Origin of the sequence: Aestuariivivens sediminis (genome assembly GCF_022662105.1) — a bacterium.
Classification (GTDB): domain Bacteria; phylum Bacteroidota; class Bacteroidia; order Flavobacteriales; family Flavobacteriaceae; genus Aestuariivivens; species Aestuariivivens sediminis.
Map to the genome: position 1 here is coordinate 570,881 of NZ_JAKMCP010000002.1, position 21,455 is coordinate 592,335.

The 21,455-nt window shown below is 39.5% G+C and carries 10 protein-coding genes; 7 read left to right on the forward strand and 3 right to left on the reverse strand.

From position 1 onward, the window contains the following. Positions 1-442 precede the first annotated feature (442 nt). The gene (locus MR054_RS06815) at positions 443-712 is read left to right on the forward strand and encodes a hypothetical protein (RefSeq protein ID WP_242157110.1); all 270 of its coding nucleotides are present in this window, start codon (positions 443-445) and stop codon (positions 710-712) included. 394 nt (positions 713-1,106) lie between these two features. Here MR054_RS06815 and MR054_RS06820 read toward each other — a convergent pair whose 3' ends face one another. Both MR054_RS06820 and MR054_RS06825 read right to left on the reverse strand, forming a co-directional pair. Further along, entirely contained in the window at positions 1,107-1,592 is a 486-nt protein-coding gene (locus tag MR054_RS06820; RefSeq protein ID WP_242157111.1) for a hypothetical protein, read from the reverse strand. Between the two features lie 25 nt (positions 1,593-1,617). Beyond that, the gene (locus MR054_RS06825; RefSeq protein WP_242157112.1) at positions 1,618-3,192 is read right to left on the reverse strand and encodes a hypothetical protein; all 1,575 of its coding nucleotides are present in this window, start codon (positions 3,190-3,192) and stop codon (positions 1,618-1,620) included. Positions 3,193-3,918: 726 nt separating this feature from the next. Here MR054_RS06825 and MR054_RS06830 point away from each other — a divergent pair. The 5 genes from MR054_RS06830 (at position 3,919) to MR054_RS06850 (ending at position 13,876) form a co-directional block, all read left to right on the forward strand. Next, entirely contained in the window at positions 3,919-5,781 is a 1,863-nt protein-coding gene (locus MR054_RS06830; protein ID WP_242157113.1) for a right-handed parallel beta-helix repeat-containing protein, read from the forward strand. A 43-nt stretch (positions 5,782-5,824) separates the two neighbouring features. Next, positions 5,825-8,938 carry a SusC/RagA family TonB-linked outer membrane protein gene (locus MR054_RS06835; RefSeq protein ID WP_242157114.1) on the forward strand — a complete coding sequence of 1,038 codons (3,114 nt, stop codon included), beginning with the start codon at positions 5,825-5,827 and terminating at the stop codon, positions 8,936-8,938. A gap of 11 nt (positions 8,939-8,949) precedes the next feature. Continuing rightward, positions 8,950-10,593 (forward strand): RagB/SusD family nutrient uptake outer membrane protein, encoded by a 1,644-nt coding sequence (locus MR054_RS06840; protein WP_242083260.1) that lies wholly within the window; start codon positions 8,950-8,952, stop codon positions 10,591-10,593. Positions 10,594-10,686: 93 nt separating this feature from the next. Next, positions 10,687-12,021 (forward strand): sulfatase, encoded by a 1,335-nt coding sequence (locus tag MR054_RS06845; RefSeq protein WP_242157115.1) that lies wholly within the window; start codon positions 10,687-10,689, stop codon positions 12,019-12,021. Between the two features lie 52 nt (positions 12,022-12,073). Next, positions 12,074-13,876 carry an alpha-1,3-galactosidase-related protein gene (locus MR054_RS06850; protein ID WP_242157116.1) on the forward strand — a complete coding sequence of 601 codons (1,803 nt, stop codon included), beginning with the start codon at positions 12,074-12,076 and terminating at the stop codon, positions 13,874-13,876. Positions 13,877-13,898: 22 nt separating this feature from the next. Here the strand turns inward: MR054_RS06850 and MR054_RS06855 are convergent, their stop codons facing one another. Continuing rightward, on the reverse strand, positions 13,899-17,864 hold the full coding sequence (locus MR054_RS06855) for a hybrid sensor histidine kinase/response regulator transcription factor (RefSeq protein ID WP_242157118.1): 3,966 nt from the start codon (positions 17,862-17,864) through the stop codon (positions 13,899-13,901). Positions 17,865-18,438: 574 nt separating this feature from the next. Between MR054_RS06855 and MR054_RS06860 the strand changes: the two genes are divergently transcribed. Further along, the gene (locus tag MR054_RS06860) at positions 18,439-21,438 is read left to right on the forward strand and encodes a SusC/RagA family TonB-linked outer membrane protein (protein WP_242157119.1); all 3,000 of its coding nucleotides are present in this window, start codon (positions 18,439-18,441) and stop codon (positions 21,436-21,438) included. Positions 21,439-21,455 lie beyond the last annotated feature (17 nt).

Genomic DNA, 21,455 nt, shown 5'->3' on the forward strand with positions numbered 1-21,455 from the left:
CTTTTGAGATCATCTGCCGGACATCACAAGCTTGATTTTAAAAGGAAACCCTTATTAATTCTGATATTGTCCCAGAATACAATTATCCATTTTATAGCAAATTAAAGCAATTTTATGCCATAATAAATAAGAATGTTATACGTATTGCAATTTTGAATACCTACTTAGCTGTAGCGTTATTAAATAATTAACGGTTTAACTTAAAATCGGAAACCAAGAAAACACGCATACAAAAAACGATTTTAGATTTTATTAAGATTTATTTAACCTGATGCACATCATTTCACGCTTTAAATGTTCTAATTACATTACTGTACAAATAACTGTAATGATGACAAAAATGAAAAGACATTTAAAAACTGTCGCTTGTTTTTTAACCTTTTTGATATTGATTCAGGGGTGCTCAATATATAAATCCGTATCTGCTCCATATGAAGAGGCTATGAAACATAATGCCCGGGTTCGAGTAAAGTATCCAGATCAATTTGCACTTAGATTCAATAGAATAGAGATCATTGATGATGACCTATATGGTGTCAAAAAAGTGAACGGTAGAATTGTAAAAACCCTTATTAACAGAGAAAAAATTAAAAAAATACAGGTGAAAGACAAAACATGGTCATGGATAGTCTTTCTTGGAATTCCAGTTATTTATATTGGTATATTAGTAGCTACGGTTGATGACTGGTTTACAATTGAATGGGGAAATTAAGTAATTTGAGCTATCCAATATTAAAAGTGGTTATCCAACCATTAAAACAGGCCCAATCGAATCAACAGCGCCATTGCTATTTGAGAACGCTTTATGATCCTGAATCAACCCCTTCGAATTGCTCGATATTCTATTAATAATTGAATCTATACGTCGTGGTTAATTGTATTGGCATTGATATCCTAAGGGAATTCAAAAAGGGTTCAATTTGTAGCTTCCCCATGCCTTTTAATGTAAGCTCTCAATCGTTTTTTTCAATACCAATTGCTATTCTATTTTGTTTCCTTACAGGGTTACTAATTACGGTTTAAAAAATGATTCCTCTCTTTAAAGACAAAAGGGTTCTCATTAAATAGTTTGTGGAAATTTTATACATAATCATAAATTATAACCGTTATTTAATACGGGTTTCATCTATAGTTTTAGGGATGCCCTGAGGGAATCGTGCAAACTTATGAAGTTGGTCCCAGGTCACATGCTCAGGGTATTTCATCCAATAAACATTCTTTGAGTTGATCCCTGCTGTTACTGAAACATTTACAGGCAGTGTAAATACCCCCCAAAAACCATGTCCTATTGAAGTAAGGTTCATTAAACTCGCCCAGGTGTTTATCTTATCCGGATTGTCGACAGATAATGAAACCATAATTTCAGCTTTATCTATAGCATTTTTATCAATTGTAATCATATGCGTGGCATTTTGAATAGGTAATAATTTTATATGATTATCACTGACCTCTATGATTTCTCCTGTGATTTTTGAATACTTATTTTCATATTGGCATTTAAAATATAGTCCCTTCACATTATTCTGAAAATCCTTTGGAGTAGACAAATATTTAGGTGAACTACATCCTTGGATGAAGACTATTGACACCATTAATATTTTGATTGACCCTTTCATATTATTGAATATCTGAGTATTTAGAATTCCAAAACACTTGTTCCATTTGTTGTTCCACAGCTTTATATTCGATGGCCAACTCCTTCCAGGTATGATCATCATTGGACAGCATTTTTTCTAATTTAGAAATATTCTTATCCCTGAGCCAACTCGCCCGAATCCATTCTAAATAATACCCTTTACTGGATAGGAATAATTCATATTCATCCTGATTCTTTAATTTCGGAATATTAAACTTGAAATTAAATTCATTTCCCGGAAAAGAAACCAAGTATTTATCATCATCTTTAATGACCTTCGCCAATCCATCTGACTCCCCTTTTATTGCGGTTACTTCTGAAGGGTATATTTTAGTTGCAAAAGGGGCCTCAGTAATAGCAGAAAGGCCTAAATAGTCTATACGCCATAACCCTTTGGTTAATTCTATTTTAATTTTTAGTTTCCCTTTGTTAGACAACATTTTTGGTAAGGGTGCTATTATTAAGTTTTTTGAAATTGGGCCTGTTTCATACAATTCATCAAAAAACTCCCAACTTTCATTTTCATTATTCCAAACGTATAATTTAATTTTACCCAGTAATTTAAAGGGATTACCTAATCGCTTTTTGACTGCAGAGTTGGTTTCAATTTTAGCAAAGTAATCTCCTACTTCATCACCCATGTAGGAAATCCCATTATAGAGTAAAAATGTTGTTAGTAAGGTTTGTCTAAAATTAATAACCAGCCCTTGTTTGTTGCCGTAAACACCTTCAAAATCTAAATAAATGTCTTCTTTTTTTGTGAGATCCTGTTTATCTGTAAATGAGAAGAATTCCAAATCATCTATTTTAGATACTTGACTTAAAATGCTTGTCCCATTTATGGTTGCTCTTTTTGGTGTTACCATATGACGCGCCTTGTAAAACGTATTCATGCGATCCTGAAATACAAACTCGGATCTTTTTTTAGGTACTGCCGTTAGACATATTTCATTAATTAAATGGGTTTCAAAGGCTTCATTTTTCATGGTTAGATAAAAATCCTCCCTCGAGGTTTGTGTATTTAGGGCATCCATATCCAACTTTTCTAAAGCAGGAGAAATGGCACTTGAAAACCCTTCAGCTTTTGCATCATGAACAGAATGGCTTCTTTCGGTATAAAATGTGGGACATGAACCAAAGCAAGCTTTGGGGTTGGTAATGCATGCGATATCAATGATAAGATTTGCTCCTGTTAGAATAGCAAGTGTTGAAATTTTATCCTTGTCTGTAGATGTTATGGCATCAAGCTGATTGGTCTCTATGATGGCAATGTCATCAATATTATGAGCCATTGAACCCTCTCTTATTTCAGTTCTGTTAAAATCAAACAATTTTCCATTACCCAATATGGAATCTTTCGACGCGTTTAGCTTCCAATCCCTTAATAGGCTAACCTCACCATTCTTGAGATGAACTTTAAAAAACGCTTGATCATACAAATTTTGGTGAATGGAGTCGTTAAAGCCTCTATAGGCTTGTCTGAAATCTTGTTTGATATACAATTTCCCGCACGAGTAAATAATAAATCCTATGAATAATAGAATTGTTATTGTCAAAATAAGATATTTAGTAGCTCTTGTCATAGAGTTGTTTTTGGTTTTTATTAATCTTATACCCGGAACCTATGCCTTATTAAAGATTAAAAGGGATAGGGTTACCATGTATATTATATTTTTCATAACGGTACGTTTTTAAATTTTAATTAAAATTAAACCAGTTGAACTAGTTTGATGTCCAGAATAATTGCAGAAGAATAAATCCGGACCTTTTTTATACCTCTTAAAGCAATTTTCCACTACCAACTAATATAGAGGTATCTGCTTGAAGCGAAAATGATGGATATCAGTTTGGAACTGTTTATAAATTACCTTCTAGTTCTTTTTAAACCCTCTGTAAAAACCTGTTAAAAATTTTAAGCCTTAAAACCAAATACATCAAAGCACTCCATAATTTTAATAAAAAAGGGGCTCTTAATATGCAAATCCTGACAAGGTTTACTATTAGCTAAATCCGTTTTGTAAAGCACGTTATCTCGCTTTTCTTTATTGAATTCCCAAATGCCCTCATGTCTTAAGGTTTGTCAAAACCCCATAGTCGCACTCATGGGCTCCCCGAATAGGATTATCCATTTCGTAACATATTAGGGCAATTTTGTAACATTTTGATTCAAGGTTTCAAAATTGTTACAAATGTGTAGAGCAATGTTACAGCCGTTTAAGATTGAAATCTATCAAAATCATAAATTGAAAAAGCATTGAAAATGCCATGTAAAAATTTCATTTATGAAGCAAATATTTCTTATTGCTATAATTGGTATCATTCTTCTAGGATGTGAATCCACTTCTAAGAAAACGGAACAAAATAGATCCACGACATACTACGATCTGAGCAACTCCGGTATAACTGAGACAGACGACGTCACACCTATAGTTGTTGAAGCCCTGGAAAAATGCAAAGAAGAGGGTTATGAAGGTATCCGTTTTCCCAAAGGAACCTATCACTTCTATCCCACTTATGCCCCCGACTTTTATGCGGCTATAACAAACAACGATAATGGCCTTAAGCGAACGCCTTTCCCCATTTTCAATTTCAAGGATTTTCATATTGACGGCGGTGGTTCGGAGTTCATATTTCACGGTAAAATGGTCCCATTTATTATTGAAGAAAGTAATAACATTAAGGTCTCGGATTTTAGTATTGACTGGGAAGTTCCTTTTTTTGCTCAGGGTACCGTTATTGGAAACAATCCCAACGCTAATACTTTTGATGTGCAGATGGAAACCCCCTATATAGTGGAGGATAACCGGATTTACTTAACCATCGAGAGAGAAGATTCGCCATACGAACAAAAATTTGGCCATAGGTACGCCAAACAGGAGAAGTATCATCAAAGGCTGGGTCAGAATATCATATGGGACCGATCCACCAAAGCGCCCATCTATAAACATGGGCTATACAGTGGTTTTGATAACAGCTATTTTTTCGAAGCAAAAGCTTTGACTGACAGCACAGTCAGGCTTACCTCCAAATACAGGAAGGTCCCTCCCATAGGTTCTGTTTTCATCTCAAAAGGAGAGTATCTCAACAACAGAGAAAATCCGGGGATTCGAGTATTCAAATCAAAAGACCTCCTGTTTCAAAACATCAATGTATATCATGCTGGAGCGATGGGCTTAATAGCGGAACGATCTACCGATATCACGCTTGATGGTTTCAATGTTGTTTTACGGGAAGGAAGTAACCGCCTGATCACCACAATCGCAGATGCCACACATTTTTGTAATTGTAAAGGCCTCATAACCATTACAAATTGCACCTTCGAAAACATGTTGGACGATGCTACCAATGTACATGGTACTTATGCCAGAGTAAAAAAAATCATAAGTAATCATCAAGTGGCCTATGAAACGTATCATCCGCATCAAAAAGATTATTTCTTCGGGGCAAAAGGTGACAGCATACGCATTGTAGATCGGCATACCTTGCTTCCTAAATCCGAAATTTTGATCATTGAGGACGTCAAACGCATAAATGAAAAGGTATCTATTCTAAGCCTTAACAAGCCCATAAATGACATTGCACAGGAGTTCGATGGCATCGATAATGTCTCCTGGCACGCTTCTGCAAAAATTGAAAACAATACGGTAAGAAATAACCGGGCGAGAGGCTTTCTCATTTCAACGACACGAAAAGTAACGGTACGCAATAATTATATCTCCTCTCAGATGGCAGCCATGCGCATGTCGGGAGATCTTGAGTTGTGGAATGAATCCGGTCCATGCGACAGCCTCCTTATCGAGAACAATCAGTTTGTAAATAATTTGCATGGAGGGAATAAACAGGCCATACTGCTTATAGATCCGGAACAGGAATTACATGAATCCGAAAGTAAGGGGTATTATCACAAGGATATCATAATTAGAAACAATGATTTTTACGCTTTCGATTCGCCTGTTTTGAAGGCTCATTCTGTTGATGGATTAGTTTTCGAGTCAAACAGAGTCATACAAACCGATGCCTACGAACCCATATTCCCGGATGAGCCCAACCTTAAAATCACCCATTGTAAGAACGTGACCATTAAAGACAATACCTATAAATTATTAACGGGAGAGTATACCGATCTTTCGGTTGATACAGATTAGGAATAATATAACTATACTAAATAACTTAAATTAAACTACAATTATGAGAATTAAATTATTACTTTTTATGCTGTTTATACTGACTGCGGCAATGGATGTCGTAGCTCAGGTGGAAGTAAGTGGTGTTGTACGGGACAATGAAACCGGAGATCCGCTATTAGGCGCAACGGTGCTCATTAAAGGAACCAGTAATGGAACCATTACCGACTTGGATGGTGCATTTAATCTATCTGTTGAAAACCAGAATGCTATGCTTGTGATTTCTTATACGGGGTATAAAACCATGGAAGTTAAAGCGGGGACCAATCTCCAGATCAATTTAAATGTGGATATTGGCAAATTGGACGAAGTGGTGATTATTGGTTACGGTACCCAAAAGCGAAGCGATTTGACCGGTTCTTTGGCCGGGGTAAAATCAGAGACTCTCATGGAATCTCAAACTACCGATGTGTTTTCGGCAATGCAAGGCCGAATGGCCGGTGTTCAGATATCTTCAGATTCAGGACAGCCGGGAGGGGGAATCGAACTAACCGTTAGAGGGCAGACCTCGATAAACGCCTCGTCATCTCCCCTATTTGTAATAGATGGCGTTCAAATTGATGTGAATTATGATGAAGTCGCCACTACTGGCTCTTCGCAAGCCAGGATCAATCCCTTAACCGGTATTAACCCGGCCGATATCGAGTCTATTGAAGTATTGAAAGATGCCTCTGCAACGGCTATTTATGGGTCTAGAGGTGCCAATGGCGTTATTATTGTGACCACAAAAAGGGGATCAGATGGCCGTTTAAATGTCGATTACACCTATAATTTAGGCGCTTCAAATGCGATTAGGAAAATGCCGATGTTGTCAGCGCAGGAATATATTGTCTACCAGGAGGAACGCGGTAACACGCAGTTTTTAAACCAGGATACGGATAATGATGGTGTTTTTGAAACCCCTCGGAATTTTAATGAACTGCAATCATACGACTGGCAGGATGAGGCCTTAAGACTGGCTATCACCCAACAGCATCAGGTGTCCATCAGAGGCGGCAATAAAACAACGAATTTTTCTGCAGGTCTGGGTGTCCTCGACCAGGATGGTATTATAGTGAATAATGATTATGACCAATACAATCTAAGGTTAAGGATTAACAGTGATGCCAGCGACAGGCTATCCCTGGGGTTTAGCTCCAATGCCTCCTATTCGGTTCTTGGCGGGGTTGCCAACAGTGGGGGACCTACCAGTTTTACAGGAGTTACCCAGCAAATTCTTATGGCTAACCCCTGGGATATTAGAACAGACGATGTGGATGTCACAGACGATGCATTTATTAGTCCACTGGCATTGATTAAGGATACCGATAAAACAACCAGTATCTTTAGAATATTCTCAAGCATGAATTTAGACTATAAGATATCGGATGATTTAAAATACACTGCGGTCACCGGTGGAAACATCAGCCACTCCAAAGTAAAGGAGTTTTACAGCTCCGAAACCTCATGGGGTCGCCTTCAAAATGGCCGGGCTAGGGTAAAGGAAGTCAATACCTACTCCTATAACCATTCCTCTCAGTTGCATTTCAACAAAACCTTAGGTTCTGATCACCGCATTGATGCCATGGCTGCATTTGAAATTTATCATTATAATTTCGAGGACTTCGAAAACGAGGTGACAGGCTTCGAAAATCAGACCACCGGTGTAAACAATATCAGTATAGGAACCTCAGTAAGTAACTATACCACTCAAAGATGGAACACCAACAGACTCTCCTATCTGGGCAGAGTCAATTATGCCCTCTTCGACAGGTACCTCTTCACTGCCAGTATCAGAGCGGACGGGTCAGATAAATTTGGTGAAGGCAACCGATGGGGATACTTCCCTTCCGGAGCCATAGGCTGGAAAGTGTCTGATGAGGCGTTCATGAAAAACATCACACCCATTTCTAACCTAAAATTGAGATTAAGCTATGGTGAGACCGGAAATGAACGTATTCCTGCTTACACCTACCTGGCACAACTGGATCCGACCTTTTACGCGAGTAATGACAATCTTATTTTTGGTCTTGCCCCGTCCTCAATTCCCAACCCAGACCTGAAGTGGGAGACCACCAACCAGTATAATGCAGGTATGGACCTCGGGCTTTTTGGAGGCAGCTTAACCTTAAGTGCAGACTTGTATAAAAAAATCACTGAAGACCTCTTATTAAATGCCCCTATTCCGTCACAAAGCGGGTTTAACTCCCAGTGGCAGAACATTGGTCGGATTGACAATGAGGGCTTGGAACTGCAAATTACCTCGTTTAACATCAGTAAAAATAATTTCTCATGGCGAACCGATTTTAATATCTCCTTTAACCGCAATGAGGTTAAAGATCTCGGGGGGGCTAGTGCTATTCCCGTGGGAACCGGTGGCGGTTGGCAAAATAGTGTTGGAAGAGTCATTGTAGGGGAGCCTATCGGAACCATGTTCGGCCTTGAGTTTGATGGTATTTATCAAATCGACGATTTTACATGGGATAACAACAGTGACCCAAGCATCCCTCACGACGACAGAACCTATGTCCTCAAGGAAGGCCTCCCAGTGTATACCGGAACCGCGCTTCCCGGTAGAATGAAGTATGAAGATGTTAATGGTGATGGCTTTATTAATGATGATGACAGGAAGGTCATTGGTGATAGCAACCCCGATCATTTCGGTGGTATTAACAATACTTTCACCTATAAGAACTGGGATCTGTCGGTATTCTTCCAATGGTCCTACGGCAATGACATTTACAATGCAACCAAAGTCAGACTTAATGGGGTTCAACCTTGGATGAACATCGATCAGGCCTATTTTGAGAATCACTGGACCCCAGAGAATCCTAACAATTCTTATCCGGCTTATGGTGCGATCGATCAGCAAATTGCTTCTTCCTATTATGTAGAGGATGGCTCCTATCTCAGATTACGAACGGTTTCAATTGGTTATAAACTTCCAAAGGAGATCACCGATAAATTGGGGATAAACTCCTTAAAATTTAATCTTATTGGGAATAATTTAGCGACCTGGACCAATTACACAGGATGGGATCCGGAAGTTAATTTTAACAACCCATTGCTTACAGGATTTGATCGTATAGCCTATCCAAGAGCCAGGAATTTTACCTTTAGTCTTACAGCAACATTTTAAAAATATTCAATATGAAAACTTATATTAAAAATCTATCCTTTTTGGTGTTGTTCCTTGCAGTTATATCCTGTGAAGATACCTTGGAACCAACACCATATTCGTTCACAGCACCTGAAAATTTCTATAAATCTGCTCAGGATGCCGAAATCGCCCTGGTAGGGGTTTACAATACACTAACAGCTGGTAGCATTCAGGGAGGAGGTAATGCTTCCTCATTCAGGAGAGACCTGTTTGAGATGCTGGTAGGCGGAACAGGTGAAGGTGTTATACCCGCAAGATTCGCTAATAGAAGAGGTGCAGAATGGGGTACAGGACAGTTCTCCAGCAGTACAGGCGAGATTAATAATGCCTGGTTTTTTCTCTACGCTGGCATTGGTCGCGCCAACAGTTTGCTTGAAAATTTACCAAGTATACCCGATGCAGAATTTTCGAATACCCGGAAAGCCGAAATTGAGGGTGAAGCGAAACTCCTGAGGGGCTATTATCACATGATGCTCTCTATGATGCACGGTGCCATCCCGGTTTACACAAAAACGGGTGATGATCCTCTTATGGGGAGAAAATCTGTTCAGGAGGTCTATACCCAGATCCTTTCAGATTATGAATTTGCTTATCAAAATCTTCAGCACAGAGGACTAAGGGGAGGTGCAGTAGATAAATGGACTGCCGCAGGGCTACTGGTAAAGGCTCATACCTATCTGGCCAGTATGAAAACCAACGGGCTGAGTGATTTTGGGTATGCTCCCAATAGTTTTGACTGGGTTAACGCCACAGACAGTTATACGAAGGCAGTGACCATATCTGCAGACATAGTCGCTAATAGCGGGTATACCCTGACAGCAAATTATGATCGTCTGTTCAGGGAATCGACCAAAACGGCACAGGCTGAGGAGGTCATGCTGTCCGCTGAAGGTTCATCTGATGCCTCACAACAGGTGATCACCATCGTTGTAAATAACTTTATTCCTCAGGGAAATGCACCAAGATTAGGCGGTGGCTCAGGATGGACCCGTCCAACAGGGGAACTCTATGATTTGTATCATTCAGCCGATTTCCGTTTCAGTCATAATGTATCAGGAAATATAGGTGGAAATGCCAATATACTGGATGTTATAGAAATTGACGGGGTCCGATATTACCAGCCCAGAACGCTCCCCGGGAAAAATAATGGGACGATGAGTGTGGGCAAATACCGGATGAAAGACCCTTCACAGAAAAGCTATGCCCCTTGGGCATCAGGAATTTCTTTCCCGCTATTACGATATGGAGATATTCTTCTGCTTCGTGCTGAGGCACTGTACTATACCGGAGATGAGTCCGGAGCCAGGGCTGTATTGACCGAACTGCGTCAACGCTCCGTCATGGCTCCTGCAACCGTTGATGATCTGAACACGGCCTATTTCAACGCAGATTTTGTTAAAGAATTGCAGGAAGAGCGTTCAAGAGAGCTGTGCTTCGAGATCTGGAGACGGATTGACCTGGCACGATTCAATATCTATGATGAGACGATAAGTTCTCTCGATCCGGACAATGGCTTTTACAATGGCGATGTCACCCTGTTACAGCAAAACTGGAAATCGGAGAAGGTTTGGTATCCAATACCATTGGGACAAATTGATTTAAATTCAAATCTAGTTCAAAATCCCGGTTACTAGAACACTAATTATTTTTGAGTTAGTCATTGGAGCTATGTTGGGATGGATTAACAAGTCTGACATAGCTCCTTTTAAATGTGTGATAAAATCAAAATGAAAAAGAGCCTGATCATCCATTTCATACTGTTTATTTTACTGATGTTGACAACCCTTTCGGCACAGTCAAAACCCAATGTCGTTCTGCTATTTGTCGATGACTGGGGATGGTCCGATGTCGGTTTCAGAAATGATCGATTTTACACTCCTAACATCGACCAATTAAAAAGAGATGGGATGGAGTTTACAAGGGCTTATGTTCCCACGCCCACCTGCAGTCCGAGCAGGGCAAGCCTGCTTACGGGTAAAGAGGCCATTCGCTTGGAAATGCCCCGACACATCGAACATCAAAACAAGGATGGGACGAATGATGAGAAATACAATTACTGGAAAAACGATCCCGCCCATATGCCTTCCATCAATTGGCTCCCCCTTGAGGAAGTGACCTATGCCGAGGTCTTGAAAGATCAGGGGTACTTCAACATGTTCATTGGAAAATGGCATTTGGGACACGAACCGTATTATCCAATCTATCAGGGGTTTGACGCCATGTTTGGGACAGGTAACTGGGGGCATCCAAAAAGTTATTACCCCGATTTTTTTAAGGATAATTTACTGGAAGATTATACGGATGAATACCTGACAGACGTCCTAACGGATAAAGCCGTTAATTTTATAGATCACTACGATCGGACAGAACCTTTTATGATGTCGCTTTGGTACTATAATGTACATTCACCCCATGTAGGCAGGAAAGATCTGGTTGATGAGTTCCTGAAAAAGGGTTACGACAATAAGGAAGCAATCTATGCGGCCATGGTAGCGAGCATGGATGAATCTGTAGGAAGGGTTAGAGATGCGTTAAAACATAAAGGAATTGATAAAAATACCATAGTACTGCTCATCTCCGATCAGGGTGGTTTCTTTAGTAATGCGCCCTTGTCTGGAGGAAAAATAGGTGGAAATACTTTGGGAGAAGGAGGGGCCAGGGTGCCGTTTTTGGTTTATTATCCCGGAGTAACGACCCCCGGATCTGAATCTGATACCCCCATTCAAACCATAGATGTCTTCCCTACTCTGGCAGAAATTGCCTCTAAAAACACTTTTAAGCCACATAACATCCAGGGAGTAAGCCTATTGTCCGAACTGAAAGGAGAAAAGTTAAAACCACGGGATCTGTATTTTTATCGAAGTTATGAGGACCAGTATGCAGCGATACTGTCAGGGAACTGGAAACTGATTAAATACAGAAGTGGTACATATGAATTATTTAATGTGGTTGACGATGTTTCTGAAAAGAAGAACCTGATCGGAAAAGATCTTCCGATCGAAAAGAAATTGAAAAGAAAGCTTTACAAATGGGAAAAGCGAGCGGTTCCGGTTTATCATTGATAAGACGTTCTGACTTGTAAACCATGATCACACCTAAAATAAACAGATATTCATGAAAAAGATAAGCATGATATTGGTAATAATAGCCGTGTCAACTTCTTTGGGGTTGGCTAAAACGTCCGATCCCATAATGATAAAGCCGGTTAATGGCGATATGACTCCAATCATCTCTCAAATACTTGAAGAAGCCGAAACAAAGGACCTCCATTTGGTATTCGAAAAAGGCGTCTACAGATTTTTACCCGATTATGCGTTTGGAAAATATCTGGACATTACGAATCACGGGAATGGGTATAAGCGCATTATCTTCAACTTTACTAAATTTCGCTCGGTAAGCATAACGGGTAATGGCGCGGAATTTATTTTTCATGGTCAAGCCATGCCTTTCCTTTTCGAAAATTGTGAACGCGTTAAAATAAGTGATCTTGTTATTGATTGGGATATTCCTTTTACTTTTCTTGGTGAAGTTATTGCGGTCAATGAGGAGGAAGGATACCGCGACATTAAGCCTTTCAGGGATGGTTTCTCCTGGAAGATTAGAAATGGAAAATTGGAATTCCCCGATATTGACGGTTTCAGTTACAGTATTCCGGGCAGTACCTTGGCATTTGACCCATCAGAAAAACGACCGGTACATGGAGCCTGGGATATTCATAGTCATCCGCGTTGGGTGGAAAAATTACCCAATGGGAATTTGAGGTTTTATGAATTCCTTAAGCATTATCCTCCGGTTGGCGCTTTGCTTAGCTCAAAAGGGGACCGGGAGCATGATCGCTATGCCCCTGCATTCGATTTTAAGACCTCTTCAAACATCGAACTCGATGGCATTATCATTCACCATGCATTGGGAATGGGCTTTCTTTTCGAGCGCTCTGAAAATATTAAATTAATCCATTGTGGCATTTATCTTAGGGAAGGCACGAACCGCGTCATATCCAGTACAGCAGATGCTACCCATTTTTGTAATTGCAAAGGCACTATTTTAATAGAAAACTGTCGGTTTGAGAACATGCTGGACGATGGAACCAATGTTCATGGTACCTACGTGGAGGTTGATGAGGTGATTGATACTAGTACCGTTCGAACCAAGTTAATGCACTTTGAACAGCGAGGATTTCAATTTGCAACTCCCGGTGACGAGGTCTGGTTTATCAGACAACCGTCCCCCGAGCGTGGTGAAACGGCTGTTGTCCGTAACATAAAATTCATAAACGATGCGTTTATTGACATTAGTTTTAATGCGCCATTACCGGCAGGATTGAAACCCGGTGATATTTTGGAAAACAAGACATGGAATCCTGAATTCACCATGCGAGGTTGTACTATCAGGAACCACAGAGCCCGAAATGTGGTACTTAAAACACCGCTGAAAACCATCATAGAAGACAATCGATTCTCTTCTATGATGTCCTCCCTATTTTTCAGAGGAGAGACCTTTTTCTGGTTTGAGTCCGGTGCGGTAAATGATGTCCTGATTCAAAACAACACATTCGAATACTGTGCCTACAGTGGTTCGGAACATGCTGTTCTCAATATCACACCTCGATTAGGAAAAACATTTGATCCATCTCTCATCTATGACCGAAATATACGTTTTGAAAATAATACCATCCGAACTTTCGGAAACAGAATTGTAAGTGCAGATCGAGTAGATGGCTTAACCATCAAGAATAATAAGATCATTAAAACCTTCGGGATTCCGGAGCTTTATCCCAATACACCGCTTATAGAATTAACGAATTGCACTAATACTGTAATCCAGGGAAATCGTTATGAAGGGGATTGTGACACCAAGATTAAAGCCGATGAACCAAGTACCCTGAACTTATCCGTCGGGCATAACGCAGGGTTTTAATTAATGAGAGGATCAAAATCTTCTAAATGGAATTACTTTTTTCCTTCAAATTAGCTATGTATTCGGTCGCAGTAACACGCTTTATCTTCTTAAAATTACTATTGAAAATACCATAGTTGGTAATTCCCACGGCATTCATGGCCTCTTGCACACGGTCACATCCGTTATCGAACATGTCAATGGCATATTTCATTTTTATTCTTGTAATGATGCTTTTACCTGTTTCACCAACCAGTGTTTTTAATTTACGGTGTAAATGCATCCGGCTAAGGCCAACATCTGATGCGAGATCATTTACCGTAAAATTAGGATTGTTAATATTTCTCTCGATGACCTGATTTATATTTTTGATGAGCTTTTGATCATAGGATGTATAATGCGATTTGATGTCCACATTAATGTTATGGTCCATCAGATAGGTTTTAAATTTGTTTCTTGTCTCCAATATATTATCTACCTTTCTACGTAAAACTTCAGAATTAAAAGGTTTGGTTATAAAATCCCATGCCCCCGCCGCAAGACCTTTTTTTTGAAATTCAATATCTGTTTTTGCGGTTAGAAAAATCACCGGGATATGCGATGTTTCCTTATTGGACTTTAGTTTTTGACACATATCGATGCCATCCATCAATGGCATCATGATGTCAGTGATAACCATGTCCGGAAGATTTTCCTGTGCCAGAAACAAACCTTGTTCTCCATTATTTGCTTCCAAAATGGCATAATCATTTTGAAGACTGATCTTGAGATAATTTCTAAGATCATGATCATCTTCCACAATGAGTATGGTCTCTCCTTTTTCTATGGCTTCATCATCAAACACACCATCTTGTTGATGTTCAGTTTGAATAAGGTCTTCAACGTTTTGGTCTGCTTCCTTTTCAAAATAATAACGACTTGATATGGGTAATCTAATCTTAAACTTTGTCCCATTCAACTCACTATCTTCAACAGTTATACTTCCTCCGTGAGCCTGAATAAGACTTTTTGCAAGATGCAACCCTATTCCGGAGGATGCTCTATCCTTACCGTGATAAAAGCGTTCAAAGATATGCTCCTTTTGCTCATCAGGAACGCCTGGTCCGCTATCGCTTACCGTTATGATGGCATACTGAAGCCCTTTTACTTCTTCAACTTTCAAAGAGATATCTATAACACCTCCGGTAGGGGTATATTTAAAAGCATTCGACAAAATGTTATAAAACCCCTTTTCTAGTACACTGCGATCAAAATAGCCCTCACATTTATCAAGATTTAACCGCAGATCTATTTCCTCTCGCAGTACTTGCCATTGAAATGCCTTAGTATAATCTCTTATGGCCTGGCGCAGGTCCTTTTTGGTAACCCTTACAAGGTTTTCCCCTTCAGATATTTTTCCAAAGTCCAGTAATTGATTCACCAGAAATTTCATGCGTTGGATATTACGCGATACAATTTCCTCACACATCATTTTTTGTTCCCGACTTAAGGATTGATTCATTAAATCGTTAAATGGTGCAAGTATCAATGAGAGCGGTGTTTTGAATTCATGACCGACATCAACGAAAAACCGCAGTTGTTTCTCTCTAAGTTCTTTATCCTGTTGAATCTTTATTTTATCCAACTCAATCTGGTGATCTAACCGCTGTTTGTGAAACCAAAAGTAAATGAAGCCTGAAATAATCAGGCTAATCAGGATGGCATAAATCACATAGGCAAAATTAGATTTCCAGGGGGATGGAATAATAGAGATAGGGAGTTCTATACCATTTTTCGTCCACTGACCTTCATGATCCTCTAACTGTAACTGAAACATATAATTTCCAGGATCAAGATTTGAATACGATACAATAGGGTTATTTGAAGTGTAGACCCACCTATCATCATAACCGTTCAGGCGATATCTGAAATTATTTCTAGAATTGTTCGTGAAATTGGTCCCACTAAACTCAAAAGACACATCATTTTGTAAATGATTCAAGGTTAAGCGGTTTGTTGAATTGATATTTTCGTTCAAAATTACAGATCCGAATAATTCGGCTCCCGGTTTTACAATTTCATTGTTTATCTTGATGTTCGACAACAACAATTCAGGATTATAGGGGTTTAGAGAAATCTTAAGGGGATCAAAATAATTTATGCCATTGGTTGTACCAAAAAACAAATAATCTCCATAGAATCCGGAGGATTCCGTCATGCTACTCGACAACAGACCATCATCATAAGTGTAGGTTTTTACCTTGCTTTGCATTGGATTATAATGGATGAGACCATGTGTATTAGAAAGCCACAGATTATGATTGGAATCTTCGGCAATACCCATGATCTTCTTATCAATGACCCCCCCCACGTTAATTTGTTCAAACCATTCTGAGTTAATCGTTTTTCGAAAGAGCCCTACATCCGTGCCCGCCCAAATCGTATTATCTTTGGCCTCGTAAAAACACCATACGGATGTGTTTAAAATTGGATCGCCATTTAAATCAATGAGGCTTTCAACGTTTGCGTGGGTAAACTGTCCATTGGTTCCCATCTTGAGCACAATTAATCCCTTTGAAATTGTTCCCACTAATAATTGATTGGAATGGGTATCGAACAACATCCTAAATATGTAACTCTGATTTAAACTTTGGAGCGAGGGAAAGTCTTCCCAAATCCACTTAACCTCATTATTTTCCTTTATAAGGATTCCATCGATAGTCCCGATTAAAAGACGTCCATAGGGGTCTTTTTCAATACATCTGATATTCGTGAGACCAGTCTGGTTTTTTAAAACTGGCACAAGAGTTTCATCATCTTGCAAAACATCAAGACCCATGTTCGAACAAACATAAACTGTATTGTCAATTTTAGCTATATGATTAACATAACTCATTCTGGGCCCCTTCAATAACTTTAAATTATTTGTTTTAAGGTCATATTTAAAGAGCCCCTCGTTGTTAATTCCCAGAATAAGATGGTCATCATTGACCAAAATAGACCTGACATTGGGTCCATTATAGTTGTCCAAATTAATGGCATAAAAGCCGGTATGATGAAGATTGGTAAAACAAAGCCCATGCCGGTTCCCCACCCATAGATTATTGAATCGGTCATAATATAACTTCAGGATCGTGTTGCTGAGCAATCCTCTGGGGTTGGTTCTGGAACTCGTAAATTGATTGACAAAATTTAAGGAACTGTCCAACTGAAGGAGTCCATTGTTTCGAGTCCCAATCCAGATATTCCCCACTTGATCTTTAGTCATGGAACTTATGGATAATTCAGGCATTTCGGAGGTTAAAAGTTTCTTTAAACCATCCATTTTATCTATGATAAAAAGCCCATCGTATCCACCCACGAGTATCGATGATCCTGTATATACCAAACTCGTGAAAGTGCGTTTTTCCGGATTGGGTAGTTTTAACAGTTTATCATCCTTCAAAAGAAAGATGCCATAATTTCCTGCAAAATAGATATCCCCATCGGGTAACTGGAGGACATCCCTGAAATGATAATTTTGAAACCCGGTAATAAATTCAAATTCAGGTTCACTACTCTCATTCAATCTCAGAATTCCCTTAGAGGATACGGCATACAATACACCATCATCGGTAAGAAGGAAATCAAAAATAATACCTGCATTTTTGGGAGATTTTACCCTAAAGAATTGGTCTTTTAAGAGTGAATAGTAGGAGATAAGACCTGCTTCTGTTCCTATCCATAATTTTTTATGATTGTCCTCGAAAAGCGAACTGATTCGATTATCTGGAAGACTTGCCGGGTTAGAAGTCTGTCTGCGAAAAGTAACCAGATTTTTTCCGTCAAAACGGTTAAGGCCATCATAAGTGCCTATCCAAACAAAACCATAACTATCGCGGACAATAGAGTTGACATCATTTTGGGATAAACCATCCTCAATCGTTAAATTCTTAAAATAGAGTTCCTGAGCGCATATGGGGTGTATAATTCCTATTAGGAAAACATATAGACATGCTAACAGTTTTTCTGGTTTGAAATAACCCATCATAAATCCGATTTTAAATTCTATTGAAAAGATAATTATTTTTGATGGAAAATGACTTCTAATTTACAAGTAAGTCTACTTCCAAATCATAAAACACGTTCCTATTTCGATTTACCCTTTTCCTTTGATAACCGTATCATAGTTTCCGTCTTCAATAACTTGAGTATAGTTTTTTGAAGTATCCATTTTGAAATAGGTATTGCTTTCTCACTACTCATACTTCCATGAACACGGGATACTGGTACAATCCCTAATCAGCTATACCAAGTCAAGCAAATATATAGCTCATTAAGAATGTAAAAGAATAAATTAACAGTAAAAATTAACGATGTTACAAATGTGACGCAAGCTGTTACAAATCAATTCATCAGAATCAAGAACTCTTATTACCTATCAACTGAGAATTTATCAGAAAATTTTTGCTAAAGAATATAGATATAAACCTTAATTTTTATCGAATTGACATTATCCCCCTTCATTTTGACTAATTCACCCCTATTATTGGTCTGAATGACTACTTTACAAAACAAGGAAATTATTACTTTTGAAAACGATAAACTAACTAAATAAATAACAGATGAAACAACTAAACGCTTTACTGAAGCAAACGGCATTTTCAGGTATTATGCTATTTGCGGTGTTCGCTATGTATGGGCAGAACACGATTCAGGGAACAGTAACAACTGCCGCCGATGGAGAACCCATTCCGGGAGTAAATGTGATTATCAAGGGGACCACCCAGGGAACGGCAACCGATTTTGATGGTAATTTTACCATTAGTGCCTCCCCCGATGATGTCTTGGTGATTAGCTCTTTGGGCTATAAAACCCAGGAGTTGACAGTAGGTAATCAAACAATCATGACCATAGTCCTGGAAGAAGATGCCGCCGCACTCGATGAGGTGGTGGTCGTGGGTTATGGTACAGCCAGGCGTAGTGATTTAACAGGTGCTTTGACTTCGGTATCCTCCAGTGATTTTAACAAGCAACCTTTAAGTACTGGAAGCCAGGCTCTGCAAGGTAGAGCTGCCGGAGTGCAAGTTACCCAAACATCCGGTGCTCCGGGGGGGAACTTTAAAATAAGGATCCGAGGAGCTAACTCCATAACAGGCAGCAATGAACCCCTATACGTCATTGATGGCCAATTTGCCAGTATTAATACCATTAACGTCAACGATATCCAATCTATGGAAGTTCTGAAGGATGCCTCCTCGACAGCTATTTATGGGACGAGGGGTGCCAATGGGGTGATTTTGATTACTACCAAGACCGGGCGCTCGGGCAAACCCAAATTTGATGTGAATTTATTTACCGGAATATCCAATATAACTCAAAAATTGGATTTGATGAATGCGGCCGATTTTGCCGAGGGGGTCAACTTTTCTGATGGCATGGAGGTGTTTACTGCCCAGGAAATAGCCGATCTCAGAGCCAATGGCGGAGAGGATTGGCAGGAACGTCTGTTTCAAACAGCTTACTTTAATAATGTGCAGATCTCGGCAAGCGGGGGTAGTGATGCCGTGGATTACTATATTTCGGGTTTATATTATGACGCCAGTGGTACCGTGGTGGACCATCAAAAGATCAGACGAATGAATCTGAGATCGAATTTCAACGCCAAATTATCAGAAAAAATAAAAGTCGGTCTTAATTTTAATGTAGGACAAGAAAAAAACACAGGAATCAGGGCTGATTTAGGGGTGGGATTGTCATTCGACCCAACTACACCAGCATTTGATGAGAATGGCGATTATAATTATAACTCAATCAAAAATTTAGCGACATCACAAACCAATCCTTTGGTGGCCGCCGAAAATAATATAAGGTATAACATAGGAGATCGTATAAGCCTCAATGGGAATTTCAATTGGGACATTCTGGATAATCTGGTGTTCAATACCTCCGGGGGTCTTATTAAAGTGGAAAACCACAACAATGCCTATGCCCCATTAATCTCCAGTGCTAATGGTAGAGCTGATGTCGATAATATTTACAGAACAAATCTCTACAACACCAATCGCCTAACCTATACCCCTAATATTGGAGAAGACCACAGTTTAAAGATAGATGCCATACACGAATTGGTAATTGACAAGTCCAACAGCACTTTCATTACGGCCACCGACTTTTTCACAGATCTGGTGACCTATAAGGATTTGAGCGCGGCCAATGTACAAAGGGTTGATAACAGTGAGAGCCAAAGGGAATTGGAATCCTTTCTGGGACGGGTCAATTATGTGTTTTTGGATAAGTATTTATTGACGGCTTCTTTTAGGGCAGATGGTTCAAGTGTATTCCAAAAGGACAAATGGGGGTATTTCCCATCGGGATCAATTGCCTGGAAGGCATCAGAAGAGGATTTTCTAAAAAATAGTGAAACCGTTAACAACTTAAAATTGAGGTTGAGTTATGGTGAGGTCGGTAATCAAGGGATCAATGTTTTTGGAACACGGTCTCGTGCCGTGCTTGGATTAGGGGTGAATTATCCTTTTGATGGCAATGATGTCACGGGTGTTGCACCATCCAACCGGATTTCGAACCCGGATTTAACCTGGGAAAAAACCAAACAAATTAATGTAGGTTTGGATTTGGGATTATTCAACTCGATTATTGATCTGTCATTTGACTATTACCAGAAAAATACAACCGATTTGTTACTGGACACACAATTACCGCCTTTTGTTGGACCAACGGCCAAATTTGTAAATGCCGGAGAAGTTGAAAACAAAGGGTTTGAAATCACTTTGGATACCAGAATTCTACAAAATGACAGCTGGAATATCACATCAACTTTAAGTGTCACAAGCAATAAAAATAAAGTGTTATCGCTTAATGATGATGTCCAGTTCCTGGTAGTGGGTGATGTGATCCGGCAAAATACCTTTCCTGTAAATCCAACCCGGGTTGAGGTTGGTTTACCCATAAGTTCATTCAGAGGCTATGTTTTTGAAGGCGTTTACCAGTTGGGTGAAGAAACTGAAGCCGCGCAATTCAATAAAGCACCGGGGGATGCAAAATACAGAGATGTCAATGGTGATGGTCAAATTACAACCGACGACATTGTCACTGTGGGCGATGGAAACCCCGATTTCATTTGGGGCTGGAATTGGGACATCAGTTATAAGAACTGGAATTTGAACTTCCTGTTAACGGGATCTCAGGGCAATGACATCTATAATTTGCAACGTGGCAGACTCATGGCCCTTGGTGCCCAGCAGTTCCATGCCGTACATGGGGATTACAGGAACCGATGGACCTCAACCAACCCCAGTAATATTCCATCGGGAAGAGATGGCACTGAAATTCTGTCCTCCCAATTTATTGAAGATGGCTCATTTATGACATTGAAAAATATTGCACTAAGTTATAATGTAGACTCTAATTTCCTCGACAAGTTAGGGCTTGATGGCGTAAGACTGTATGCAAGTGCAGAGAATTTATTCATTATTACAGACTATACCGGGTTTGACCCTGAGGCCACGTCATCGGTAAGTAATGAGGATGCCGATATCGGAATAGATTATAACACCTACCCGATTAACCGTTCCTTTACCTTTGGTGTCAATGTTAAATTTTAATTTTAAAAAATAATACT